16 protein-coding genes, 2 tRNA genes and 1 riboswitch are annotated in these 26,078 nt (G+C 74.3%); of the genes, 12 read left to right on the plus strand and 6 right to left on the minus strand.

Annotation, left to right across the window (positions count from 1 at the left end):
- The first annotated feature begins 31 nt into the window (after positions 1-31).
- The 10 genes from ACZ5ID_RS07010 to ACZ5ID_RS07055 all read left to right on the plus strand — a co-directional run bounded on the left by ACZ5ID_RS07010 (position 32) and on the right by ACZ5ID_RS07055 (position 11,351).
- Positions 32-2,332 (plus strand): DEAD/DEAH box helicase, encoded by a 2,301-nt coding sequence (locus ACZ5ID_RS07010; RefSeq protein WP_468894132.1) that lies wholly within the window; start codon positions 32-34, stop codon positions 2,330-2,332.
- A 128-nt stretch (positions 2,333-2,460) separates the two neighbouring features.
- On the plus strand, positions 2,461-4,017 hold the full coding sequence (locus tag ACZ5ID_RS07015; protein ID WP_468894134.1) for an amino acid permease: 1,557 nt from the start codon (positions 2,461-2,463) through the stop codon (positions 4,015-4,017).
- 160 nt (positions 4,018-4,177) lie between these two features.
- Positions 4,178-4,250, plus strand: a tRNA-Lys gene (locus tag ACZ5ID_RS07020).
- Between the two features lie 749 nt (positions 4,251-4,999).
- On the plus strand, positions 5,000-5,875 hold the full coding sequence (locus tag ACZ5ID_RS07025; protein WP_468894136.1) for a helix-turn-helix domain-containing protein: 876 nt from the start codon (positions 5,000-5,002) through the stop codon (positions 5,873-5,875).
- A 142-nt stretch (positions 5,876-6,017) separates the two neighbouring features.
- Positions 6,018-7,085 (plus strand): PhlD, encoded by a 1,068-nt coding sequence (locus ACZ5ID_RS07030; RefSeq protein WP_468894138.1) that lies wholly within the window; start codon positions 6,018-6,020, stop codon positions 7,083-7,085.
- A 65-nt stretch (positions 7,086-7,150) separates the two neighbouring features.
- Positions 7,151-7,224: transfer RNA gene (locus ACZ5ID_RS07035), tRNA-Met, on the plus strand.
- Between the two features lie 119 nt (positions 7,225-7,343).
- A complete protein-coding gene (locus ACZ5ID_RS07040) occupies positions 7,344-7,637 on the plus strand; it encodes a hypothetical protein (RefSeq protein ID WP_468894140.1) in 294 nt (97 codons plus the stop codon).
- Positions 7,638-7,699: 62 nt separating this feature from the next.
- Positions 7,700-8,902, plus strand: a complete 1,203-nt coding sequence (locus ACZ5ID_RS07045) for a PP2C family protein-serine/threonine phosphatase (protein WP_468894238.1) — start codon at positions 7,700-7,702, stop codon at positions 8,900-8,902.
- Between the two features lie 155 nt (positions 8,903-9,057).
- Positions 9,058-9,239, plus strand: a riboswitch (cyclic di-AMP (ydaO/yuaA leader).
- 9 nt (positions 9,240-9,248) lie between these two features.
- Positions 9,249-10,340, plus strand: coding sequence for a M23 family metallopeptidase (locus tag ACZ5ID_RS07050; RefSeq protein ID WP_468894142.1), 1,092 nt, complete (start codon positions 9,249-9,251; stop codon positions 10,338-10,340).
- 66 nt (positions 10,341-10,406) lie between these two features.
- Positions 10,407-11,351 (plus strand): aldo/keto reductase, encoded by a 945-nt coding sequence (locus tag ACZ5ID_RS07055; RefSeq protein WP_468894143.1) that lies wholly within the window; start codon positions 10,407-10,409, stop codon positions 11,349-11,351.
- A gap of 3 nt (positions 11,352-11,354) precedes the next feature.
- On the opposite strand, the gene ACZ5ID_RS07060 is transcribed toward ACZ5ID_RS07055, so the two are convergent.
- The 4 genes from ACZ5ID_RS07060 to ACZ5ID_RS07075 all read right to left on the minus strand — a co-directional run bounded on the left by ACZ5ID_RS07060 (position 11,355) and on the right by ACZ5ID_RS07075 (position 16,443).
- The gene (locus tag ACZ5ID_RS07060) at positions 11,355-12,872 is read right to left on the minus strand and encodes a PrsW family intramembrane metalloprotease (protein WP_468894145.1); all 1,518 of its coding nucleotides are present in this window, start codon (positions 12,870-12,872) and stop codon (positions 11,355-11,357) included.
- Positions 12,873-12,926: 54 nt separating this feature from the next.
- A complete protein-coding gene (trmB, locus tag ACZ5ID_RS07065; protein ID WP_468894147.1) occupies positions 12,927-13,709 on the minus strand; it encodes a tRNA (guanosine(46)-N7)-methyltransferase TrmB in 783 nt (260 codons plus the stop codon).
- 12 nt (positions 13,710-13,721) lie between these two features.
- Positions 13,722-14,957, minus strand: coding sequence for an L-2-hydroxyglutarate oxidase (gene lhgO / locus ACZ5ID_RS07070; protein WP_468894149.1), 1,236 nt, complete (start codon positions 14,955-14,957; stop codon positions 13,722-13,724).
- Positions 14,958-15,027: 70 nt separating this feature from the next.
- Entirely contained in the window at positions 15,028-16,443 is a 1,416-nt protein-coding gene (locus ACZ5ID_RS07075) for an MFS transporter (protein ID WP_067162776.1), read from the minus strand.
- Between the two features lie 702 nt (positions 16,444-17,145).
- Here ACZ5ID_RS07075 and ACZ5ID_RS07080 point away from each other — a divergent pair.
- Positions 17,146-19,257, plus strand: coding sequence for an asparagine synthase-related protein (locus tag ACZ5ID_RS07080; protein ID WP_468894152.1), 2,112 nt, complete (start codon positions 17,146-17,148; stop codon positions 19,255-19,257).
- 223 nt (positions 19,258-19,480) lie between these two features.
- Positions 19,481-22,651, plus strand: a complete 3,171-nt coding sequence (locus ACZ5ID_RS07085; protein ID WP_468894154.1) for an AfsR/SARP family transcriptional regulator — start codon at positions 19,481-19,483, stop codon at positions 22,649-22,651.
- Between the two features lie 17 nt (positions 22,652-22,668).
- Here ACZ5ID_RS07085 and ACZ5ID_RS07090 read toward each other — a convergent pair whose 3' ends face one another.
- Positions 22,669-24,900 carry a sigma-70 family RNA polymerase sigma factor gene (locus ACZ5ID_RS07090; RefSeq protein WP_468894156.1) on the minus strand — a complete coding sequence of 744 codons (2,232 nt, stop codon included), beginning with the start codon at positions 24,898-24,900 and terminating at the stop codon, positions 22,669-22,671.
- A 146-nt stretch (positions 24,901-25,046) separates the two neighbouring features.
- On the minus strand, positions 25,047-25,886 hold the full coding sequence (locus ACZ5ID_RS07095; protein ID WP_468894158.1) for a TetR/AcrR family transcriptional regulator: 840 nt from the start codon (positions 25,884-25,886) through the stop codon (positions 25,047-25,049).
- Positions 25,887-26,078 lie beyond the last annotated feature (192 nt).

Raw genomic sequence — 26,078 nt, forward strand, 5'->3', positions numbered from 1 at the left:
TGCCGAGACTCCGGAAGGTTTCGCATTTCGCATGTCCATTTCCAGTACTGAAAACACCGTCATGCCCGAGAACGACGAGATCGTCGTCGCCGAGGCCGTCGTGACCGAGACCGCCGTCGTCACCGAGACCGCTGAGGTCGTCGAGGTCCTCGTCGCCGACGAGGCCGTCGCGGAGCAGGCCGACGAGGCCGCCGAGCCGACCGTCACCTTCGCGGACCTCGGGCTGCCCGAGGGCGTCGTGCGCAAGCTCGCGCAGAACGGTGTGACCAGCCCCTTCCCGATCCAGGCCGCGACCATCCCGGACGCCCTGTCCGGCAAGGACATCCTCGGCCGTGGCCGTACCGGCTCCGGCAAGACCCTCTCCTTCGGTCTGCCGACCCTGGCGCAGCTCACCGGCGGCCACACCGAGAAGAAGAAGCCCCGCGCGATCATCCTCACGCCGACGCGTGAGCTCGCGATGCAGGTCGCGGACGCGCTCCAGCCGTACGGCGACGTGCTCGGCCTCAAGATGAAGGTCGTCTGCGGCGGTACGTCGATGAGCAACCAGATCTACGCCCTGGAGCGCGGCGTCGACGTCCTCGTCGCCACCCCGGGCCGTCTGCGCGACCTCATCAACCGCGGCGCCTGCTCGCTCGCCAACGTCCAGGTCGCCGTCCTCGACGAGGCCGACCAGATGTCCGACCTGGGCTTCCTGCCCGAGGTCACCGAGCTGCTCGACCAGATCCCCGGCGGCGGTCAGCGCATGCTCTTCTCCGCCACCATGGAGAACGAGATCAGCACGCTGGTCAAGCGCTACCTGACGAACCCCGTCACGCACGAGGTCGACAGCGCGCAGGGCAACGTCTCGACGATGACCCACCACGTCCTGGTCGTGAAGCCGAAGGACAAGGCGCCGGTCACGGCCGCCATCGCCGCCCGCAAGGGCCGCACGATCATCTTCGTCCGCACCCAGCTGGGCGCGGACCGTATCGCCGAGCAGCTGTGCGAGTCGGGCGTGAAGGCCGACGCGCTGCACGGCGGTATGACCCAGGGCGCGCGTACCCGCGTCCTGGAGGACTTCAAGAAGGGCTACGTCAACGCCCTGGTCGCCACCGACGTCGCCGCCCGCGGCATCCACGTCGACGGCATCGACCTGGTCCTGAACGTGGACCCGGCCGGTGACCACAAGGACTACCTGCACCGCTCGGGCCGTACCGCCCGCGCCGGCAAGTCCGGTGTCGTCGTGTCGCTGTCGCTGCCGCACCAGCGCCGCCAGATCTTCCGGCTGATGGAGGACGCGGGCGTCGACGCCTCGCGCCACATCATCCAGAGCGCCGGCGCGTTCGACCCGGAGGTCGCCGAGATCACCGGCGCCCGTTCGCTGACCGAGGTCCAGGCCGACTCCGCGAACAACGCCGCCAAGCAGGCCGAGCGCGAGGTCGCCGAGCTCACCAAGCAGCTGGAGCGTCTGACGCGCCGCGCCGCCGAGCTCCGCGAGGAGGCCGACCGTCTGGTCGCCCGCTCCGCCCGTGAGCGCGGTGAGGACCCTGAGGCAGCCGTCGCCGAGGTGGCCGTGGCCGCCGAGGCCGAGGTCGCCGCCGCCGTGGTGGCCGCCGAGCCGGTCGCCCAGGAGCGTCCGTACGAGCGCCGTGACGACCGGGGCAACTTCGGCCGTCGTGACGACCGCGGGGACCGTGGCGACCGTGGCGGCTTCCGCCGCGACGACCGTCGTGACGACAACCGTGGTGGCGGCTTCAACCGTGACCGTGGCGACCGTCCCACCGGCGGTGGCTTCAACCGTGACCGTGGCGACCGTGGCTTCGAGCGTCGTGACGACAACCGCGGTGGCGGCTTCCGCCGCGACGACCGTCCGTCCGGTGGCTTCAACCGTGACCGTGGCGACCGTGGCTTCGAGCGTCGTGACGACAACCGCGGTGGCGGCTTCAACCGTGACCGCAACGACCGTCCCACCGGCGGTGGCTTCAACCGTGACCGTGGCGACCGTCCCGCGGGCGGTGGCTTCAACCGTGACCGTGGCGACCGTCCCACCGGTGGCGGCTTCAACCGCGACCGCAACGACCGTGGCTTCGAGCGCCGTGACGACAACCGCGGTGGCGGCTTCAACCGCGACCGCAACGACCGTCCCACCGGTGGCGGCTTCCGCTCCGGTGGCGGCGACCGCCCGTTCAACCGCGACCGCAACGACCGTCCCTCGGGCGGCTTCCGCTCCGGCGGCACCGGCGACCGCCCGTACGGCCGTCGTGACGACCACCGCGGTGGCACCGGCACCGGCACGAACACCGGCTCCTTCGGCCGCCGTGACGACAAGCCGCGCTGGAAGCGCAACGGCTGACACGCCGACTGAGTGAGTGAAGGGCCCGTACGGCACCCGATGGGTGCGGTACGGGCCCTTCCGTCTGCGGGCTTCTTTTGGCCAACGGTGGCGCATGTCCGGCCCTCCGCGAGGGAATCGCTGGGGGCATGACAAGTGACGCGAGTACGAATCCGGATGCCCACGGGGCTCCGGAGGATCTCGGTCCGGCGGGCGGCGCGGTGCACACGACCGGCGCGGCGGCGTCCGACGAAGAGCGGCTGGCACAGCTCGGCTACACCCAGGTGCTGGCGCGCCGGATGTCCGGTTTCGCCAACTACGCCGTCTCGTTCACCATCATCTCGGTGCTCTCCGGCTGTCTGACGATGTACGCGTTCGGCATGAACACCGGCGGCCCCGCCCTGATCACCTGGGGCTGGGTCGGAGTGGGCCTGATGACCCTGCTGGTCGGGCTGTCGATGGCCGAGATCTGCTCGGCGTACCCGACCTCGGCCGGCCTGTACTTCTGGGCGCACCGCCTCGCGCCGGAGCGCAGCGCGGCGGCGTGGGCGTGGTTCACGGGGTGGTTCAACGTGCTGGGCCAGGTCGCGGTGACGGCCGGGATCGACTTCGGGGCGGCGTCGTTCCTGGGCGCGTACCTGAACCTCCAGTGGGGTTTCGAGGTGACCCCCGGCCGTACGATCGCGCTCTTCGCGGCGATCCTGCTCCTGCACGGCCTGCTGAACACCTTCGGCGTACGGATCGTGGCGCTCCTCAACAGCGTGAGCGTGTGGTGGCACGTGCTGGGCGTGGCGGCGATCGCGGGCGCACTGGCGTTCACCCCGGACCACCACCGCTCCACGCGGTTCGTGTTCACCCACTACGTGAACAACACCGGCTGGGGCAGCGGCTTCTACGTCGTCCTGATCGGCCTGCTGATGGCGCAGTACACCTTCACCGGCTACGACGCCTCCGCGCACATGACGGAGGAGACCCACGACGCCGCCACGGCGGGCCCGCGCGGGATCGTGCGCTCGATCTGGACGTCCTGGATAGCGGGCTTCGTGCTCCTGCTCGGCTTCACCTACGCCATCCAGTCGTACGACGACGAGCTCGGCTCGGCGACCGGCGCGCCGCCCGCCCAGATCCTCCTGGACGCGCTGGGGGCGACGGCGGGGAAGCTGCTCCTGCTGGTGGTCATCGGGGCGCAGTTGTTCTGCGGGATGGCGTCGGTGACGGCCAACTCCCGCATGATCTACGCGTTCTCGCGTGACGGCGCGCTCCCGTTCTCCCGTGTCTGGCACACGGTGAGCCCCCGCACCCGCACCCCGGTGGCGGCGGTCTGGCTGGCCACGGTGGGCGCGCTGGCGCTGGGCCTGCCGTATCTGATCAATGTGACGGCGTACGCGGCGGTGACGTCGATCGCGGTGATCGGCCTGTACATCGCGTATGTGATCCCGACGCTGCTGAGGCTGCTCAAAGGCGACGCGTTCACCCCCGGCCCCTGGCAGCTGGGCCGCTGGTCCCGCCCGGTCGGCGTGGCGGCGGTGGCGTGGGTGGCGTTGATCACGGTTCTGTTCATGCTGCCCCAGCTGTCCCCGGTGACATGGAAGAACTTCAACTACGCGCCGGTCGCGGTGCTGGTGGTGCTGGGCTTCGCGGCGGTGTGGTGGTTCGCGTCGGCCCGCCACTGGTTCCTGCGCCCGCCCGGCCCCGACTCCCGCTGACCCGCCGGCCCCGGCTCCCGCGGGCCCGCCCGCACCGTCCGTCGTGACCTGCGCATACCGGCCACGAAGAGTCCCGAACGGGCCGCAACAGGCCCGGCACCCGATACCCGATCGGCTGCCGGGCACTGTCGGGCTATGCTGCGGGGGTGCGGTATGCCAGGGGCCATTAGCTCAATTGGCAGAGCAGCGGACTTTTAATCCGTTGGTTGTCGGTTCGAGTCCGACATGGCCTACCGGTCGCGGGGGAGGGGCTAGCCCTTCTGACCTGCGCTCCAGCGCCCCGCCCGGGTTCCCTCGGGCGGGGCGCTGTGCTGTGTCCGGACGGCCGGTGGCCGGGCTCGGTTCGGGGGCGGCGCCATTGGGCGGGTAGTTGGAGGGCGCCGGGCCGGCCTCCCGCGCGCGCGACGGCCCCGCGCACGCACACGGCCGGCGCCGTGGGGCCGCCCGGGGGCGGGCTCCACGGCGCCGGCCGTCTCAACCCCGGCCCGCATGCCGGGGCTGGCCGGAGACGGGGGAATGCTGCTCTCCGGCGCGCCGCGGGCGGCCGGTGTCGAGGACGCGACGAATTGGCGATTGTCGACACCGGCCGCTGTCCTGGGTATGCGTACGCCGGTCGTCCCCGCGGCACAGGGACAGCCGCCGCGCCCCTGGTGAGCGGCGTCCCGTGAAGAACACCGAGCAACCGCTTTCACCTGGGTCGATACGCACGAGGCCCGTAGGGGCTTCGTGCGCAACAGTGTGGAGGGGCACCCCGCCCCCTTTCCAGGGGGCCGAATTGCAGATAATGATCCAGCCATCAACATTCGGCCCCGGGGACAGGAGAGCGCCGCCACACGTCAGAGCCCCTCACGTCGCATCAGGTCGCACAGGTCGCATCAGGTCACGACACGTCGCATCAGGTCGCACGCGGCAGGCCGTCCCGGGCGGTCCTGGCCCCGTCGTTCGTTCCGCCGCCGCGACAGCCGTTCGTCCCCGTCCCCCCGTGAACGAAGGTCCCGCCTTGCCGCCGCTCGCCGCCCGTGACCGCATGTCCCTCAAGACGCTCCTCCAGGAGCGGCGCGCCGCCATCCACCCGGAATCCGCCGGGTTCCCGCCGCGCCAGGCGGGGCCGGGGCGACGGGTCGCCGGGCTCAGCCAGGAGCAGATGGACCTCCTGCTGGAGCGCACCCCGGGCACCTACAACCGGTTCGAGAACGGGCAACTCAACCCCACCGCCGAGTTCCTGACGAACGTGGCGCGCGCCCTGCGCCTCAACGAGCAGGAGTGGACGTACCTGTGGCGGCTGACCCGGCGCGAGTACCCGCCGTACACCCTGCACCGCGACTCCGGGATGTCGGTGCCGGGCGTCTGGCAGCGGGTCGTCGAGCAGATCGACGGGGCGATGGCGTACATCACCGACGCCGCCTGGAACCTGCTCGCCCACAACGACGAGTTCGCCGAGCTCTTCCCGGGCGGTCAGGTCCCCGCCAACACCATGCGGTGGATGACCCTCGACCCGCGGGCGCGCGAGGACGTCCTCACCGACTGGGCGGACCGCTGGGCGCCGATGGTGCTGCCGCAGTTGCGGCACGGTGTGGAGATGCGGCCCAACCACGCGGAGCTGCGGCGCCTGGAGGCCGAGGTGCAGGCCGACCCGGTCGCGGGTCCGCTCTACCGGGAGGCCGGGGACACCCCGATCCCGTACCCGGACGGCTCGGAGCGGCCCATCCACCACAGCCGGTACGGCCCCGGCTGGGTCACCACCTGTGTGGCCGAGCCGGTCACCTCGCCGGGGGCCCGGGTGATGCTGCTCCTCTACTCCCCGGGCGCCTCGCTCGTGAGCCGCCATCCGGTGCTGAGCGCGCCGCTGACGAGCTGAGCGCGCGACCGGCGTGACCGACCGGCGGGGCCCCCTCGGAACGACTCCTTCCGGCTGAGCTCCGTGCACATTCCCAGGAACGAATTCCAGCCGCCTCAGTTAAGTTGAGCTCCCGCCCGTTGGTCCTCCGAGGGAGCCACTCGTGCCCGCTCACATAGCCCTCCCCGCCGTTGCCCTGCCTGACCACGTCATCGCAACGGATGAGATCTGCGCGGACATTCGGCGTGCCAACCCCGATCGGCCCCGGCTGGAGGCGCACCTTCGGATAGCCCGCGCGACCACCGTCCGCACCCGTCGTTTCACCCGCCCGCTGCACGCCCCGACCGTGGCCGGAAATGCCACTGTCGAGGAGCGGAACAGAGCGGGTTACGAGGACGCCCTGGCACTCGCGGTCCGCTCCGGGCGGCAGGCCCTGGCCCACGCCGGCCTCGCCCCCGGTGACATCGACTGTCTGATCACCAGCCACACCACCTCCTGGACCGTGCCGTCCCTCGATGTCGCCCTCGTCCGGGAACTCGGCCTGCGCCCGGACGTACGCCGTGTCCCCATGGCGACCGTCGGCTGCGCGGGCGGCGCGCACGGGCTGGTCAGAGCGGACCAGGACATCGCCGCCCACCCGGGCTCGCACGTCCTGGTCGTCGTCGCGGAGTGCCTGTCGACGGCCACGTACAACCACACCGACACCAGCCGGGAGTCGATGATCTACAAGGTGCTCTTCGGGGACGGCTCGGGCGCGGTCGTCGTCTCGGACACCCCGGCCTGGAGCGGGCCCAGCTTCGTCATCGAGGACACGTTCGAGTACGTCCTGCCCGACAGCCTCGACCGCTACCGGGGCCGTCTCTCGGGGGCCGGGCTGCACTTCGACTCCACCACCGCCGCCACCGCCGCGCTCAACGACAGCCTCCCGGCGGTACGCGCCTGGCTCGGTGGCAGCGGCAGGGCCCTGGAGTTCGCGGTCGTCCACCCCGGCGGCCCCCGGGTCCTCCAGGACGCCGCCGCCGGGTTCGGCCTGGACGGCGACCGCGACCACGGCGCCCTGCGGCACGCCTGGGCGAGCCTGGCCGCCAACGGGAACCTGGGCGGCTCGGCCGTCCTCGACGTGCTGGCCCGCACCTTCGCGCAGGCCCCCGGCGACCGGCAGTCCGGCCTGATCATCGGCTTCGGCCCGGGCTTCGTGCTGGCCGCCTCCCGGGGCCACTGGTCGGCCTGAGCGCGGCGCCGTCCGTAAAGCGGTACGGAGCACCGTCCGGCATGCCGTACAGTTGTGTTTACCGACGCGGGGTGGAGCAGCTCGGTAGCTCGCTGGGCTCATAACCCAGAGGTCGCAGGTTCAAATCCTGTCCCCGCTACTGAAGTCCCAAGGCCCGGCACATGCGAATGTGCCGGGCCTTCGGCATGTCCCGGGCCTGTCCCGGGCCTGTCCCGTTGTCCCGCCGACTTGGGTACGTACAGTAGTCTCGCGATTGCTATGCGCGAGCGCGTGGATGGACTGCTGCGAGCGGCGACGCGGCGCGGGACGCCCGCCGTGCCGCTGTTCCTCGCCCTGTGCGCGCTGCTGATGTGCCTCTCCCTGCCGCTGTCACGGCCCCTGTCTCCTGTCGCGCCCTGGATCTCCGCGCCCTCGCACGCCAGGGGCGCCGCCGCCGCCGTGCCCGGCGGTCCGGCGGTCCGGCGCCACGCCCGGGGGGCCTGCGTCCACGGCCGGCCCGGGCCCCGCCGCTGCCGGGCGCGGCTGATCGGCACGGGCGCCGACCGGCACTGAGGGGCGCGCGGCGCACCCGGTTGGCCGAGGAGCGTTCGCGGCGGGCCGCCGGGCCCGGCACCCTGAGTGGGGCGCGCGGGAACGCCGGCGGCCTGCGGACGGGCGGGAGACCACGGGTGCGGCAGCGATCGGACGGCGGCGGCCGGGAGGGCTCCCGGCGCCCGGCCCTGGTGCGTGCCCTGCCCGCGCTGCTGCTCGTTGCCGGGGTCGTCCTCGACGTGGCGACCCCGCCCGATCTGACCGCGGCGGCCCTGTTCGCCGCGGCCCCGCTGATCGCGGCCCCCTTCTTCGGCCCCCTCGGCACCGCCGTCGCGAGCACCTCCGCGGTCGGGGCGGTGCTGCTCACCGAGTACCTCCACGACATCCCCAGCACCGGGGAGGCGGTCAGCGAACTGTTCACCGTCACCACCGTCGGCGCCCTGGCCCTGCTCACCAACCGCATGCTGCGCCGCAGCGGCGAACGCCTGGCCTCGGCGCGGGTCATCGCGGAGACCGCCCAGCGCGCCGTCCTGCCCAGGCCCGCCGCGCGGATCGGCGGCCTCCAGGTGGCCGCGCGGTACGAGGCGGCCCAGGCCGGGGCGTTCATCGGCGGGGACCTCTTCGCCGTCCAGGACACGCCGTACGGGGTGCGCCTGGTCGTCGGGGACGTCCGGGGCAAGGGGCTGGAGGCGGTCGAGGCGGTGGCCGTGGTGATCGGGGCGTTCCGGGAGGCGGCCGAGCAGGAGACGACGCTGGAGGCGGTGGCCGGGCGGCTGGAGCGCGCGCTGACCCGCGAGGGCACCCGGCGCGACGGTCTGGACGCCTTCGAGGGGTTCACCACGGCCGTGCTCGCCGAGATCCCGCACGGCGCCACGACCGTACGGCTGGTGAACCGGGGCCACCCCGAACCGCTGCTCCTCCACGCCGACGGGGCGCTCGACGCGCTCACCCCGTCCGACCCCGCGCTGCCGCTGGGGATGGCGGAGCTCGGGGTGTGGCCGGACCGGGCGGACACCTACCCCTTCCCGCTCGGGGCGACGCTGCTCCTCTACACGGACGGCCTCTCCGAGGCGCGTTCGGTGGAGCCGCCCGGGGTCTTCTACGACCCGCACGAGCGGCTGCGCGGCCGGATCTTCCCGGGGCCGGAACAGGTCCTGGACGCGCTCGTCGACGATGTGCGCAGACATACGGGCGGGGGCGCGAACGACGACATGGCGCTGCTGGCGGTCGGGCGGCCCGCGGCGGGGCAGCCGGAGCGGCGGCGGACGATGCCGGTGGTGCCGTGACCGTCCGTGGCCGAACGGCGTCCTTACGCACCGGAATTGACGCACCATCAGCGGCTGTCCCGGGCGATTGCCCGGAACGGCTTGGAATCCGGTCCGCCTGTCTATTAACGTTCGATAACGCAGCGCGGTCGTCCCAGCCGTCGTAGAGGCGGCACCGTGCGCACGCGCCGAATTCCGCAAGGGAACCGGGGAACCACCACCTGGGGTGAATCGAGCACCTTCGTACCGTCGAAAAGGTGCCCGTAGGAGACCTTCCTGCTCCGAATCCTCCCCCAAGCTCTCAAGGAGCAGGGGGGACCCCCCACCGCTGACCCGGTAGGCGAGAAGGAAGGAAAGGAGCGCCCCCGTGGCGTCCAACGAGCCTGCCCTCGGCACCCCGCCGCTTCCCCCCGTCACCCCGTACGGGACCGCGCCCAGCGACACCGGCGTGTGGGAGGAGTGGAACCCCACGGAGGAGTCCGTGGCCTCGGTGCGCGGCCGGCACCGCGTCATCAAGCAGCGCGGCGGCCTCGCCCGCAGCTCCACCGTCCTCGGCGTCGGCGTCATCGCGGCCGTCGGCGCGGGCGGCATGGCCAGTGCGCAGACCAAGCCGCCGGTCTCCATATCCCTGCCCGACTCCGTCGCGGACAATCTCCCCGATGTGAAGTCCCTGCCGGGCGTCGGCGCACTGATCGCCGACATCGCGGGCGACGACACGGGCGACGACACCGGCGACGCCTCTCCGGCCGCCCGGGCCGACAGATCCGTCGCCGACGCGCCCCTCACCATGGCGGGCGTCTCCCGGGCCGCCGCCGAACAGGGCGCCACGGGCGCCGGTGAGGCCCTGCGCGCCCGCATCCTCCAGCAGGCCGAGCAGCAGCAGAACAACGCCGAGGCCGAGGCGAGGGCAGCCGCCGAGAAGACCGCGGCGCAGCAGGCGGCGGCCGAGGCGAAGTCCGCGCAGAGCGCCGCCCGGCAGAAGGCCGAGGCGGCGAAGAAGGCCGCCGAGGAGGCCGCCGCGAAGAAGGCCGAGGAGGAGCGGCTGGCCGAGCTCGCCAAGAGCTACTCGCTCCCGGTCGCCTCGTACACGATCACCTCCACCTTCGGCGAGGCCGGCTCGATGTGGTCCTCCGGCCACCACACCGGCCTCGACTTCGCCGCCCCCACCGGCACCCCCCTCAAGGCGGTCCACGGCGGCACGGTCAAGTCCGCGGGCTGGTCCGGCTCGTACGGCTACCGCACGGTCGTCGAGCTGGAGGACGGCTCGGAGCTCTGGTACTGCCACCAGTCCTCCATCGCGGTCAGCGCCGGGCAGAAGGTGACGACGGGCGAGACGATCGGCCGCGTCGGCGCCACCGGCAATGTGACGGGCCCGCATCTGCACCTGGAGGTGCACACCCCGGACGGCACCGGCGTCGACCCGATGACGTGGCTGCGGTCCAAGGGCCTCACCCCCTGACCCGCGCGCGGCCCGGGGGTTGCGGGGGTGCGGAATAGCCGTGCCCCGCCGCTCCGTTCACCCTCCATGACCTCTCTGCGCCCGCTCGGCTCCTCCGACCTGTCCGTCTTCCCGCTCGCCCTGGGCGGCAACGTCTTCGGCTGGACCGCCGACGAGGCCGCCTCGTTCGCGGTGCTCGACGCGTACACCGAGGCGGGCGGCAACTTCGTGGACACCGCCGACGTGTACTCCGCGTGGGCGCCGGGCAACGAGGGCGGCGAGTCCGAGCGGATCATCGGCCGGTGGCTGGCGGCGCGCGGCAACCGCGAGGACGTCGTGCTCGCCACCAAGGGCGGCGGGCACCCCGCGTTCAAGGGCCTCGCGGCCCCCACCGTCAAGGCCGCCGCCGAGGAGTCGCTGCGCCGCCTCGGCACCGACTACATCGACCTGTACTACACGCACTTCGACGACGAGTCCGTCCCCGTCGAGGAGATCGTCACCGCCCTCGACCAGCTGGTGAAGGACGGCAAGGTGCGTGCGGTCGCCGCCTCCAACATTTCCCCCGAGCGGCTCCAGGACTCCCTGGACTTCTCCGACCGCGAGGGCCTGACCAAGTACGTCGCCCTCCAGCCGCACTACAACCTGGTCTCGCGCGGCACCTACGAGGGCACGCTCCAGGACACCGCCGGCCGCTCGGGCCTGGCCGCCGTCCCGTACTTCTCGCTCGCCGCCGGCTTCCTCACCGGCAAGTACCGCCCCGGCCAGGTCGTGGACAGCCCGCGGGCCGGGGGCGCCGCCAAGCACCTGGACACCGAGCGGGGCGTGAAGGTGCTGGCCGCGCTCGACCGGGTCGCGCGGGCGCACGACGCCGAGCCCGCGAGCGTGGCGCTCGCCTGGCTCGCCGCGCAGCCGACCGTGGTCGCCCCGATCGCCTCGGCCCGGACCGTCGAGCAGCTGCCCGCGCTCCTCGCGGTCGCGGACCTGGAGCTCACGGACGCGGAGCTCAGCGAGCTGAAGACCGCCTCGGCGTAGGGCTCAGCGCCGGTAGGGGTCGTAGGGGGAGGGGGCCTGGCCGTAGCCGTACGGGGGCTGGTCGCCGTACGGGTTCTGGCCTTGGCCGTACGGGGCGGCCTGGTTGCCGTAGGGGGTCTGGCCCTGCCCGTACGGGGGCTGACCCTGCCCGTACGGGGACTGGCCGTGGCCGTACGGGTGCTGGTTTCCGTAGGAGGCCGCCTGGTGGCCGTACGGGTAGGGCTGCTGCGGGATCCAGATGCGGCCCGCCGCGCCCGCCGCGTACAGCAGCGCGGGGCCGGCCACCTCCCGGCGGGCCCACAGGTGGTGCAGCAGCTCCTGCTCGCGGGCGGTGAAGTCCGGCCCGGCCTCGGAGCGGCGGGCCCGGCGGCGCAGGAACGCCAGGGCCGTCGCGAACGCCTCGTACTCCGCGACCGTCCGCGCCGCCCGCTTGCCCCCGAAGGTGCGGTGGGCGAAGTCGCGGGCCATCGAACGGGCCCGCATCGAGGAGAGCGCCAGCGGTTCGGCGGGGCCGAGCCAGCCCGCCGCCGCGTACGCGGGCAGCTCCGCCGCGACGGTGCGCAGCTCGCGCTGGCGGCTCCACACCGCCAGCCAGGTCAGCAGGCCGAAGACCGGCACCATGAACGCGGCGTAGACCAGGTAGAAGCCGTACGTCCCGAAGGACGACGAGCCGTTCCACAGCGAGTGCATCCCCATCGCTGACAGCAGGCCGAGCACCGGCAGAGCGATCCGGCGTCCGCGCCGGCCGGGGGCCGCGAGCGCCGCGGCCCCGAAGCCTATGCCGGTGCAGACCGTGAACAGCGGGTGCGCGAACGGCGACATCACGATCCGGACGAAGAACGTCGCCGCGGTCGTCGAGGAGAGCCCGGCCGTGTGGCTGACCTGGTCCTCGCCGAAGGCGTTGCCCAGGTACAGGATGTTCTCGGTGAAGGCGAAGCCGGTCGCGGTGAAGCCCGCCACGACGACGCCGTCGACTATCCCCTTGAAGTCCCGTCTGCGGAACAGGAACAGCAGCAGCACGGCGGCGGCCTTGGCGCTCTCCTCGACGACCGGCGCGATCACGGTCGCGCCCAGGTGGTCGGCCGAGGACGGGTCGGCGGTCGCGGTGGCTATCCACTTGGTCGCGAACGAGTTGGCGATGATCGCCACCAGCGCGGCGGCGCACGCCCCCCAGGCGAAGGCGAACAGCAGGTTGCGCCAGGGACCCGGGTCCACCCGGTCGAGCCAGCGGAACGCACTGGCCAGCAGCGGCACCGGCAGCACGGCGAGCGCGAGCCCCACCAGGAACCCCTCGGTGCCGGTCTGGTCCCGCACGATCGCGAGGATCACCAGACCGCACAGGGCGAGCAGGGTGATCAGCGCGCCGGCCCGGAACGCCCTGGAGCGCCAGAAGTCGCGCCGCGGCCGGTAGCGCCATTTGGCGCGCTCCGGCACGGCGTCGAACCGCGGCTCGGCGCCGCGCTCCGGGACCGGCTGGAGCGGGCCGGGCGGCTGGCGTTGCGGAAGCGACTCGGACGACACCAGACGACCCTAACGAGGGGTACGGACAATCCGCGACGGTGCGTGGGGTCGCCGTCAGGCGGAGGGCAGCTCGGCAGCGCGGGTGAAGAGCAGGTCGTGGACCACATGGCCCTTGTCCAGGCCCTGTCCCTCGAAGCGGGTGAGTGGCCGGAACGCGGGCCTGGGCGCGAAGCCGCCGTCCGCCTGGGTGTTGTCGAACGCGGGGTGCGCGTTCAGCACCTGAAGCATCTGCTCGGCGTACGGCTCCCAGTCGGTGGCGCAGTGCAGCAGGGCGCCGGGCTTGAGCCGGGGCGCGGCCAGCGTGAGGAAGTCGGGCTGGATGATGCGGCGCTTGTGGTGGCGCTTCTTGGGCCAGGGGTCGGGGAAGTAGACGCGCAGTCCGTCCAGCGACTCGGGCGGCAGCATCTCGCGCAGCAGGATGATCGCGTCGCCGTTGGCGACCCGGATGTTGCTGAGGCCGCCGCGCTCGGCGAGGCCGAGGAGGTTGCCCTGGCCGGGGGTGTGGACGTCGACGGCGAGGATGCCGGTGCCGGGGTCGGCGGCGGCCATCTCCGCGGTCGCCTCGCCCATCCCGAAGCCGATCTCCAGGACGACTGGCAGCCCGCCGAACATCTCGTCGAGGTCGAGCGTGCCGCGCCCGTCGATGTCGAGACCCCACAGGGGCCACAGCCGCTCCAGGTACTCGCCCTGGCCGGTGGTCACCCGGCTGCGGCGCGGCTGGAAACTGCGGATGCGCCGTTCATGGTGGGACCCGGCGGGGTCGGCGACGGGACCCCCGGGGAACCGGGGCTCGCCCTTGGGGCGACGGGCGGGGGCGGGGGGCGGCAGCTCAGACACAATGAGCCGATTCTACGTGCCGCGGCCCGCCGGCGGTCGCTGCACCCGCGCCGCCCCCAGCACCCCGAGCGCCCGCCGGGCCACCTCACGCCCGATCGGCAGGGACGCGGTGGCCGCCGGGGACGGGGCGTTCAGGACGTGGATCGTGCGGGGGGCCTCGCGGATGAGGAAGTCGTCGACCAGGGTGCCGTCGCGCAGCACCGCCTGGGCGCGCACACCGGACGGGGCGGGGCGGAGGTCCTCGTCCCGGACGTCGGGGAGGAGCCGGCGGACCGCCTCGGTGAAGGCGCGGCGGGAGAGCGAGCGGTGGATCTCGCCCGCTCCGTACCGCCAGTGGCGGGCGGCGATGCGCCAGGTGCCGGGCCAGCTCAGGGTCGCGGCCAGCTCGGCGGGGCGGACCGTACGCCAGTCGTAGCCCTCGCGGGCCGCGGCCGGGACCGCGTTCGGCCCGACGTGGACGCCGCCGCCGATCCCCCGGGTCAGATGCACCCCGAGGAAGGGGAACGCCGGGTCCGGCACCGGATACACCAGGCCCTTGACCAGGCCGGGCCGCGCCAGGTCGTAGTACTCGCCCCGGAACGGCACGATCCGCATCCCCGGGTCGTCCCCGGCAAGCCGGGCCACCCGGTCGCAGTGCAGCCCCGCGCAGTTCACCAGCGCCCGGGCCCGGAGCACCGCCCCGGTCGAGGTGCGCACGGCCACACCCGAGTCGGGGCGGCGCGATATCCGCACGACTTCCGTCCCGTACCGGATCTCCGCTCCGGACAGCTCGGCCAGCCGGGCCGCCACCGCCGGGTAGTCGCAGACGCCGGTGGTGGCGACGTGGATCCCCGCGAGGCCCTGGACCTCCGGCTCGTACTCCGCGATCTGGGCCGGGCCCAGCTCGCGCACCGGGATGCCGTTCTCCCGGCCGCGCTGGACCAGGGCGTGCAGCCGCGGCAGCTCGGTGCGGTCGGTGGCCACGATGAGCTTGCCGGTCACCTCGTACGGCAGGCCCTGCTCGGCGCAGAACGCCACCATCTCGGCGGCTCCCCGCACCCCGTACCGCGCCTTGAGGGAGCCGGGGCGGTAGTAGATCCCGCTGTGGATCACCCCGCTGTTGCGGCCGGTCTGGTGGCGGGCGGGGCCGGCCTCCTTCTCCAGGACGGTCACCCGGGTGCCGGGCGACGCCTGGGCGAGGGCATACGCCGTCGACAGACCGACGATCCCGCCGCCGATCACCAGCACGTCACAGTCGTACGCGGTCACCACCACACCTCCCACCCCAGATAGTGCACTGGCCCACTGACAACGCCGGTAAACCCGTGGCGGAAGTGATCTACGCCGGGGCCACCAGGAGCGGCCGGGCCCGCTCCCGCAGCTCCACGACGCGCGGCTCGTCCCCGTAGGGCTCCAGGCGGTGCAGCAGGTCCCGTACGTACTCGGTGGTGCGCGCCGAGGAGATCCGTCCGGCGACCTCCACCGCGCGCGTGCCCGCGGCGCAGGCGGCGTCCAGATTGCCCGACTCCAGCTCGGCCACCGCCGAGACCACGAGCCGCAGGCCGTGCGAGCGCACGAACTCCTCGGTGGGGCGCGACAGCGCCTGCTCGGTGAAGCGGCGCACCTGGCGCGGGGCCTTCAGATCGCGGTAGCACTCGGCCGCGTCCGCCGCGAAGCGGTCGTACGAGTAGAAGCCCAGCCAGGAGGGGTCCGCGTCGCCGTCCCGAGAGCGCTCCAGCCACGACTCGGCGGCCTTGAGCGCGGCGCCGGCCGCGAGCGCGTCGCCCGCCTTCGCGTGCGCGCGTGCCTCGACGAGCCGGAAGAAGCTCATGGTGCGGGCGGTCGCCAGGCCCCGGTTGCGCTCGACGGCGGCCTGCGCGAGGTCCACGCCCTCGTCGGCGAAGCCCCGGTAGGTGGCCTGGAGCGACATGGAGGCGAGCACATAGCCGCCCAGCGGGACGTCGGCCGCCGCGCGCGCGAGGCGCAGCGCCTGGATGTAGTAGCGCTGTGCGGCCTCCTGCTGGCCGGTGTCGAAGGCCATCCAGCCGGCCAGCCGGGTCAGCTCGGCGGTCGCCCCGAAGAGCCCCCGGCCGACCTCGTCCGAGTACGAACCGAGCAGCAGCGGGGCCGCGTCCACCCGCAAGCACTCGGGGACCATCGACGAACGCCAGTCCCCGCCGCCGTACTTGGAGTCCCAGCGGCGGGCGTCCTCGGCCGCCTCGCGCAGTTTGGCCACATCGCTGTGGCCGACCTTCAGGGGTGTCCCGGCCGCCCCGTCGTGGTCGCGCGCCACCGACGAGTCGGCGGGGGTTATGAGCCAGCGGGAGGCCGGGGTCGCGTACGCGGTCACCGCGAAGGATCCGGCCAGCGACTGCCAGATGCCGCCGCCCGCCCGCCGCCCGGCGAGATCGAGCCGGTAGAGCTCGGTCGCGGAGCGGACCGCCTCGCCCACGTCGCGCGGGAACGCCAGACCGACCTCGGGCGCCGGGTCGGCGTCGGCGAGTCCTATCTCGTGCAGCGGCACCGGGCGGCCGAGCTTGGCGCCGATGGCCGCCGCGATCAGATGGGGCGCGGCGCCCTGGGGGACCATCCCCTTGGAGACCCAGCGGGCCACCGATGTCTTGTCGTAACGAAGGGTCAGACCGCGTTGCGCACCGAGGTCGTTGACCCTTCTGGCCAGTCCGGCGTTGCTGATTCCCGCGAGGGCGAGAACGGTGCCGAGCTTCTCGTTCGGCCCGCGTTGCTCCCTGGACATGCGCCACCCCTCGACACAGACGGCGTCCCCCGGGGCGGCGCCCCGGGTCCGTCCGGCCGCACACTCGTGTGGCCGAGCCCCCAGGAATATGCCGCCCGCGGAGAACAGCAGTGCACCCAGCGTAGTTCGCCGCATCCCGACCGTTAAGGGGCGGCGTTCCGGATGGCGGGATTGCTCTCCGCACGGACGAGTTGGGCCCCGGGGCGCGTGCTCCGGGTGTGTGGCCGTGCGCGGTGCGTGCGCTCTGGCCCGCGCGGAGCGGGAAGCGCTTCCATGTCAGGTGCGTGGGTCGGCCCGCTGAACTGGTTCCAGTGGGCTGGGGGACACCGTCGCCTCAATCCCCGCGGGCGGCGGACCGGTCCGGGAGGCGGACAGCGCCTCCCGGACTGGGGGTCCCGTGTGCCGGCTCCGCTGCCCGTTTCATGCCCGCTCCGGGGCGTCCGCCACGCGCGCCCGGGGTGAAGTTGGCCGAAAAGCGATGGTCCCCTCTCACCCGGAAACGCCGCTTCCGCGCCGCTGGGGAGCTGTCAATCGGCCATCCATGGGAGCGCGTTCACTTTTTGCGCGCGCTACCCCGAGGCCCCTCCCGCACGCCATTGTCATGGCAGCATGGTCCCGAGCGACCTCAGAACCGCCTGCCTGTGGCTGGTCCCGGTTCTGTCGGCGCGGGCGGCGGGTTGTCCACAGGCTGTGGAGGCGGCGATGCGGTGGCTGGTGGGCTGGAGCAGTGTCGCCGCGAGGTTCGGTGCCATCGGTACGGCCGGCGCCCTGGGCGCGCCCGAGGAGGGGCGCACGGTGCATCCGGTCGGCTCCCAGCTGCTGTGGGGCGACCCCGACCCGCTGTGGGCGGTCGGCGACTGGCGCCCCGACGAGATCCGCGTGGTCAGCGTGGGGGCGGACACCCGGCTCGCGGTACTGGGCTGCTGCGCCGCCAGCGACGAGGAGCTGCGGGTAGGACTGTTCGCGGCACGCGGGGGCGCGCTGCGGCACCTGTCGGCATGGCCGGGCAGCTATACGGCCGTTGCCCAGGTCGGCCGCAGGGTCACCGTCGTCGGTGACCTGGCCGGCGCCCGCCCCGTCTTCTACACGCCCTGGGCGAGCGGCACCGCGTACGCCACGGCCGCCCTGCCGCTCGCCGACCTCATCGAAGCCCAGCTGGACATCGGCCACCTGGCGGCGCTGCTCGCCTGCCCCGACGTACCCGAGGCGCTCGGCGACTCCACCCCCTACGTGGGAGTGCGGCGCATCCCGCCCGGCCACGCGCTCGTCCTGCGTGAGGGATCGCGGGAGATCACCGGGTACGAGCCGATGGCCTCGCTCGCCGTCGCCGCCGCCCAGGTCGACGAGGAGAGCGCGGTGAACGGCGTACGGGAGGCACTGGTCGCGGCGGTGCGGGCCCGGCTCACCGCGCCGCGCCACGCCCCCGAGACCCTGCCGCCGGACCCGGGACCGGTGCCCGGCATGGGCCCCGCCGAGCGGCGCGCCGCCCGCGGGGGCCCGGCCCCCGGTATCGGCGCCGACCTCTCGGGCGGTCCGGCCTCGGCCACCCTCGCGCTGCTCGCCGCCGGGCTGCCCGGCAACCCCGGCACGGTGCTCGGCCACGGCACCGGCGCCGGCGAACGGCTCCTCGCGGTGACCTTCAACGACCTCGCCGTGCCCGGCCGCCGCGCCGAGGCCGAGGTGGAGCGGGCCGGGGCGATCGCGGCCAACCCCCGGCTGCACCACGTGGTGGTGACCGGCGACGAGGAGGCCCTGCCCTACGCGGAGCTCGCCGGACCGCTCACCGACGAGCCGGGCCCCTCCCTGGTCATGGCGGAGCGCCACCGCCGCCGGCTGACCGCGGGCAGCGCGGACCACTTCACCGGCAGTGGGGCGCGCCAGGTCCTGGACGCCCATCCGGCGCGCCTGGCCGATCTGCTGATGGACCGGCAGCGGCGCCATCTGCTGCGCCCCGCGGCGGCGCTGGCCAAGGCGGGCGGCCCCTCCGCGAACTCCCTCTTCGTCCCGCTCACCGTGTACCGGGCGGCGCGCCGCCTCGCCCGTACGCCGTACCGGACGGGCATCGAGTCGGCGGCCGAGCGGCTGCGGCGCGACGCGGACCTCGTCGGCGCGGCGGCCGAGACCCCGCTCGACGCCTCGCTCGCGTCCCTGGCCTGGACGCGGCCCGGGCCGGCCGCGCGGTGGCTCACCGGGGAGGCGCTGGCTGAAGTATCGATCCGGCTGATGGCCTCGGCGACGCGCCCCGCGACGGTGCTGCGCCCCGGCGAGGCACGGGCCCGCGCGGCCCTCGCGCGGTACGCCGCCGACCACCGCGTCCTGGAGCAGGCCGCCGAGATCCGCAGCCAGCGGCTGCACGCGCCGTTCCTGGACAACCAGGTGGTACGGGCGTGCCGCGCCCTGCCCGAGGCGGTGCGGGTGCAGCCCGGAGCGCGGGCGGCGATCCTGCGGGCGGTCCTGGCGGGGTCCGGGGTACGGGACCTGCCGCCCGGCTGGGGCGCGACGTCCCACGCCTCGTCCACGGCGGCGGCCCGCGCGGGTCTGCGCCGCGCGATCGACCCCCTGATCGCGCTCTTCGAGGCCCCGCTGCTCGCGGACGCGGGCCTGATCGAGGCCCGCACGGTCCGCCGCGCCCTGCGGGCCGCGGCGGCGGGCGAACGCCTGCCGCTGGACGGCCTGGCGGACCTGATCTCCACGGAGCTGTGGCTGCGGCGGCTGCTGTCGCGCCGGGGCACGTGCTGGACGGGGGCGGCTGCGCCGAAGCAGCGGGCGGTGGCCGGCGGGGTAACGCGCTCCCGCCCGCCACTCCGCGCGTAGGGCCTGCGGCCCCCGCACCCCCGCTTCTTTCGCCCGCGGACCGTGGAGGGTTGCTCGCGCAGTTCCCCGCGCCCCTGGGCAGTCAGGGGCGCGGGGAACTGCGCGACCGGCCCGCCACCCACCCGCACACGAACCCCCGGCCGCCCGCCCAGGGCTTACGGGAAGGGGCGGGGTGGGGAAAAAGCCCGCCGCAGGCGGAGAGAGGGCGAGACACAATGACCCCGTGCGGTACCGAATCCTGGGCGCCACAGAGGCGCAAGACGACCAAGGCCACCCCCTCCCCCTAGGAGGGCCCCGTCTGCGCGCCCTCCTCACCACCCTCGCCGCCCACGCCAACCACCGCACCCCCCTCCCACCCACCACCCTCATCGACGAGATCTGGCCCGAAGACCCCCCGCACGACGCCCCCGCCGCCCTCCAGGCCCTCATCGGCCGGCTGCGCCGCACGATCGGCCGTGACGCCGTCGTCTCCGAGGCCGGCGGCTACCGGCTCGCCGTCGACGCGCCGGAAAAGGACGTCGACCTGTTCGCCTTCGAGCACCGCACCCGCACCGGCGAACGCCAGCTCGCCGACGGCGACCCCGAGTCCGCCGCCGAGACCCTGCGCACCGCCCTCGCCCTGTGGCGCGGCCCCGCCCTCGCCGACCTCCCCGACCGCACCGCGTCCGCATCCCGCCCGGAGGCGCGCCGGTTCGACGCCCTGCGCGGCCGTATCGAGGCGGACCTGCGGCGCGGCGCCACCGCCCACCTCCCCGCCGAGCTCACCGCGCTGATCGAGACCCGCCCGTACGACGAACCCCTGCACGCGCAGCTCATCCGCGCCCTGCGCGCCGAGGGGCGTACGGCCGACGCCCTGCTGGCGTTCGAGACCGCCCGCCGCACCCTCGCGGACTCCCTCGGCACCGACCCCGGCCCCGAACTGGCCGCCCTCCACCGGGAACTGCTCAACCCCGTTCCCGAGGCGCGGGGCAATCTGCGGCCCCGGCTCACCTCCTTCGTCGGCCGCGAGCCCGAACTCGCCGCCATCCGGCAGGACCTGGCCGCGCACCGGCTCGTCACCCTCACCGGGCCCGGCGGCTCCGGCAAGACGCGGCTGGCCGAGGAGGCCGCCGCGCACAGCCCCGCCTGGCTCGTGGAGCTCGCCCCGCTCGACCACCCGGACGCCGTCCCCGGAGCCGTCGTCTCCGCGCTCGGGCTGCGCGAGACGACCCTGCTCGGACGGGACGGGCAGCCGCACCCGGACGACCCCCTCGCCCGGCTCGTCGACCACTTCGCCGCCGCCCCCGCCCTGCTCGTCCTCGACAACTGCGAGCACGTCGTCGACGCCGCCGCCCGCCTCGCGGAGACGCTGCTGACCCGCTGCCCGGGCCTGCGCGTCCTGGCGACCAGCCGTGAGCCCCTCGGGGTGCCCGGCGAGCGGGTCCGCCCGGTCGAGCCGCTGCCGCCCGACCCCGCGTACCGGCTCTTCACCGAGCGCGCCCGTACCGTACGGCCCGACTTCGACCCGGCCGACGACCCCGAGGCCATCGCCGAGATCTGCCGGCGGCTCGACGGGCTGCCGCTGGCGATCGAGCTGGCCGCCGCCCGGCTGCGGCTGCTCGCCCCGCGCCAGATCGCGGACCGCCTCGACGACCGCTTCCGCCTGCTGACCAGCGGAAGCCGGACCGTACTGCCCCGCCAGCAGACCCTGCGCGCGGTCGTCGACTGGTCGTGGGAACTGCTCGACGAGGGCGAGCGCGCGGTGCTGCGCCGCGCCTCCGTCTTCGCCGGCGGCTGGGACCTGGCCGCCGCCCAGGCGGTGTGCGGCCCGACCGACGACCTCGCCGCGCTGGTCGACAAGTCCCTGGTGGTGGCCGCCCCCGAGCCGGACACCGGCCAGATGCGCTACCGGCTCCTGGAGACCATCCACGAGTACGCCGCCGAGCGCGCGGCCGAGACCCCGGACCTGCTCGACGACGCCGCCCGCGCCCACACCGCGTACTACCGCGAACTGGTCCAGGAGGCCGACCCGCTGCTGCGCTCGCACGGGCAGCTCGCCTGGATCCGCCGACTGGAGCGCGAGCTGGACAACATCCGGGCCGCGCTGCAGCGCACCACCACCGCCGCGGGCTCCGATCCCGCCGGGGCCCGCGACATCGCTCTCGCCATGGGCTGGTTCTGGTGGCTGCGCAACTACCGCGCCGAGGCGGTGGCATGGGTGGACCGCGTCCTCGCGTGCGAGGAGGCCGCCGAAGGGCCCGAGGACCCGCGCTACTGGCCCCGGACGCGGCTCGCGCTGCTGCGGATCTTCCTGCTGGAGGAGTCCGGCGCGGCGGAGCGGCTGCGCCGGCCGGAGACCCTGGCGGAGATGGAGCGGCTGCGCGACGCGTTCGCGCCCGGCGGGCCGGAGTCGGCACGCTTCCCCGGGCTGCTGTGGCCGTTCGCCGCGTTCCTCACCCGCACCACCGCGGAGGTCCGCGAATGCGTCGACTCCGTCGTCGCCAACTGCCGCGAGTACGGCGGCGAATGGGAGATCGGCGTCAGCCTCATGTTCCGTACGCACATGGTCATCGACATGCCCGGCGGTGTCTGGGACATCGACGGCGACCTCGCCGAGCTGCGGACCCTGAGCCGCCGCGTCGGTGACCGCTGGATGCGCGCCCAGGTGGCCAGCGCCGCCGGGGAGGCCGCGATGATGCGCGGGCTCCCGGCGCTCGCCCGGCCCGAGTACGAGGAGGCGCTCGGCCTCGCCCGCGAGGTGGGCGCCAACGCCGAGGCGCCGTTCCTGCTCGCCCGTATCGCCGAACTCACCTACCGCGCGGGCGACCTGGCCGGCGGCGCCAAGATCCTCGAAGAGGCCGAGGCGGAGGCCATCCGCTACGGCGTCTTCGACACCCGCTCCTACATCCACTATCTGCGCGGCTGCATGGCGCTGGACACCGGCGACACGGCCACCGCGCGCGCGGAGTGCGACGCGGGCCACGCGGAGAGCGCCCGCACCACCCCGCCGCCGCACTTCAGCGCCGTCCTGGAGGGGCTCGACGCGCGCATCGCGGCCGAGGAGAGGGGACCGGCCACCGGCGTACGCGGACTGGCCTCGGCACTGCGCAACGCCGACGCGGCGGGCTGCGCCGAGATCCTCCTCGCCCACTTCGCGGAGGGCGCCGCGCGGCTCCTGCCCGATCTCGGGGAACCCGTGCTCGCCGTTCGGGTGCTGGCCGCCGCCGAGGCCTGGCGCGCCGGAATCCCGCTGTGGGTCCCGGACCGCACGGCCCTGGACGCCCTGCGCACCCGCCTGCGTGACGAGCTCGGCCCTTCCGCCTACGAGGAGCAGCGCGCGGCGGGCTCCGCGCTCACCGCGCCGGAGGTCGCGCGGGTGCTGGAAGACGTCGTCCACGGCGGTCGCGGGGACTGACGCCTGCCCGCGGTCGCTCAACGGCAGTTGATGACCGACTTCGCCCAGTCCGCCAGCGCCACCGAACCGAACGGCGTGTGCGGGGCGACCACCAGGCGGATCGTGCGGTGGCCGGTGAGGTCGGCGTGGACCGGCACCGCCGGGTCCCCGCCGTGCATCACGGGCGAGCGCCACAGCAGCGTCCGGTCCCCGTAGACCGAGAACCGCACCGCGCCCAGGCCCATGGTCAGGTCGTCGACCCCGGCGAACGCGTCGTAGCTGGAGCACTGCCGGTTGAGGTCGATGGTCACGGCGGAGCGGGCGTGCACGGTCACGCCGTGGCTGTACGACCGGCCGTCGATCGCCAGGCCCCAGCGCTGCCAGAGCCAGCTGGAGGACCCGAACCGCACCTCGGGCCCGCTGTGGTCGCCGAACGTGCCGTACTGGAGGCGGTTGACCTGGTAGGCCGCCGCCGGGGGCGGTGGCGGTACGGGGGGCGGGGTGGGCTTGGGCGGCGTGGGCTTCGGTGTCGGCCTGGGCGCCGGGGGCTTGGGCTTCGGCTTCGGCCGGGGCTTGGGCGGCGCGGGCTTCGCGGGCTTGGGCACGGGCTTGGCCCGCGGGGGTACGGGCGCGGGCGGCGCCGGGGGCTTGGGCGCGGGGGAGGGCGGTGGCGCGTGGGGCGCCGCCGGCACCACGGCGGGCGGCTCGGCAGCGGGCTTGGCGACCGGCTTGCCTTCGCCGCCGGTGAGCGCGAAGACCACGCCCGCGGCCACTGCCACGGCTACCGCCGCCGCGATACCCGCCTTGGCGGCCCCGCCGAGCCCCTCGGAGGCGGCGGCCCCGCCGGCCGCGCCCCCGGACGAACTCCCGCCGGTGGCCGCCGCGGCGGCACCGGCACCCGCCGCACCGGCGGCGCCTCCCGCCACGAGTCCCGCGGCCTTGAGCGAGTACCCGGCGGCGAACCAGCCGACCACCGCGACCGGCAGCAGCGCGGGGATCCCGGCGTTGACGTCCTTGAGCTCGACGACCGCGACCCGGCACTTGGCGCACTCCTCCAGGTGCTTGCTCAGGCCCCGCTCGGCCCGCACCCGCAGCCCACCGCGCGCGTACGCCCCGAGGCGGTCGGCGTAGCGGGCGCAGTCGCCGCCCTCGGTGAGCGCGGTGGAGACATGCGCCTGGAGATACGCCTGCTTCAGACCCTCGCGGGCCCGGCTGGCGAGGACCGCCGTGGCGTTGGCGGAGAGCCCGAACAGCGGGGCGATCTCGCTGGGCGACTCCTCCTCGACGGTGGTGTGCCACAGCACGGCCTGCCACCGCTCCGGCAGCGACCGGAAGGCCTGCATCGCCAGCGACTGCTCGGCCTCGTGCATCGCCCGGACGTCCGCGCCGAGGTCGACCGTGTCGTCGTCCCTGCCGTCCGAGGTACGGGCGGCCTGGTCGGCGAAGAGCGCGAAGTCCTCGACCAACTGCTCGCGCCTGGCCGTCTTCGTCCAGGACGCGGCGACGCGGCGCACGGTGGTCATCAGATACGCGCGCACCGCCTGCTCGGGCCCGGCGCCGCCGCGCACCGCCTGGAGCGTACGGGCGAAGACCTCGGCGGTGAGGTCGTCGGCGGTGTGCGCGTCCCGGCAGCAGCTGCGGGCGTACCGGCGCACCGCGTCGCAGTGGCGGCGGAACAGCTCCTCGTACGCGGAGTCGTCGCCCGCGCGCATCCGCTGGATGAGCTCGGCGTCGGCGGCGGCGGACCCACCGCCGGTGACCCGCTCACGCTGCTGCGGAACACCGGGCACGGTCTCTGCGGGGTCGGTGGTGAGCGTCGTTGGGACGGTGGTCGCCATCGGGCCGGCGGTGGTCGCAGCCGGGCCGGTGGTACGTGCCGCCGGTCCGTTGGTAGGCGTCATCGGATCGGTGGTAGGTGGCTTCGGGCCGACGGTAGGCACCTTCGGCCCGATGGCAGGCACCTTCGGGCCGCTCGGGTCGGCCGCGACGCTCGGGTCGGCCGGGCCACTCGGGCCGCTCGGATCGGCCCAGTTGGCCCGGTCACTCGGGTCGGCCGGGTCACTCGGGTCACTCGGGTCGGCCGGGTCGTCGGCGGGGGCCTCGGGCTCCCGCGCCGGGCCCCACGGCCCGGGCAGCACGGTGCCGCCGGGCCCGCTGTCGGCGCCCGGCCGGCTCGCGCGGCCCGCCTGCCCCGGCACCTGCGCGGAGGGCGCGCCCTCGGGCCGGGTACCGCTGCTGTCGCCGAGCTCGTCCCGCCCCTCAACGCTCATCGCGGAAGCCCCCGTCAGCACACTCAGACCCGACCACGGGCCAAGCGTCCCACAGAGCCCCACACCCCAGGAGCCCGCCCGCTGTCAACCACCCGTTAGGGGAACCCGCCCCGAACGGGGGCGGGTCCGTGGCCGCGGGCCGCGTCTCAGACCGGTCGCGAACGCAGGCCTTCGAGGAGGATGTCCAGGAGCCGGGCCGAAGCCGCGGCCTGCTGGTGGGGATCGGGCAGCGACGGCGCCGCCGTGGCTATCACCAGGAGCACGTCGGCCACGGTCACGTCGCCCCGCAGCTCACCCGCCTCGCGCGCCCGGTCCACCAGCTGTCCGACCACCGCGAGCAGCTCGACCGCCCCCGGGTCGTCCAGCTCGTCCGGCGCGGCCGTGCGCTGTTCGACGACCCGCAGGTCGGGCACGACGGACCCGCCGGGCAGCCCGGCCTGACGCTGCTGCGGCACCCGCACCTCGGGAGCGACGCCCGCCGCGTCCAGTGGCTCCACCGGCGTCGGCACCGGCACCGGTCCGGTGGCGACGACCGCCGGCTCCTCGCCCTCCACGTCCACCCCGACGCGCAGCACCTGCGGCGGCAGCAGCCGTCCGGCGCCCGACGCCACCGAGGTGCGCAGGAACCGGGAGAGCGCCGACCAGGGCTCCTCCTCCTGGCCCAGCGCGGTGCGCGCCTGGTCGGTGAGGCGCGCGGTCTCCTCCTCGGCTATCCGCCGTACCAGCACGTCCTTGCTCGGGAAGCGCCGGTAGACCGTGCCCACGCCGACGCGCGCGCGACGGGCCACGTCCTCCATCGGCGCCCCGTACCCCAGCTCACCGAACACCTCGCGCGCGGCGCGCAGCACGTGCTCCAGATTCCGCTGGGCGTCCACGCGCAGCGGCGCGGAGCGGGAAGCGGAAGCGCTCCCACCACCGCCCGCGCGACCATTGCCGTCCGCCGACGCGACGACGGCGGACTGCCAATGAGAGTCCTGAATATGCATAACCGTTCCCCCGGTAATGACGTCTCCCCCCGGAGACTCCCCGCCCTGACAGTCGGGTGGCCGGACCCGACACCCCGACGAGGTACGAACATAGTTGAGCCGGAGTCAATTCAGAAGGGGGTTGTTCCGCACGGTGTGCCCCCCGATCGGAGCAAGGGCCGGAACCTTCCCGATTCGGCCCCCCGTGCCACC

The organism is Streptomyces sp. NPDC031670 (assembly GCF_055580545.1).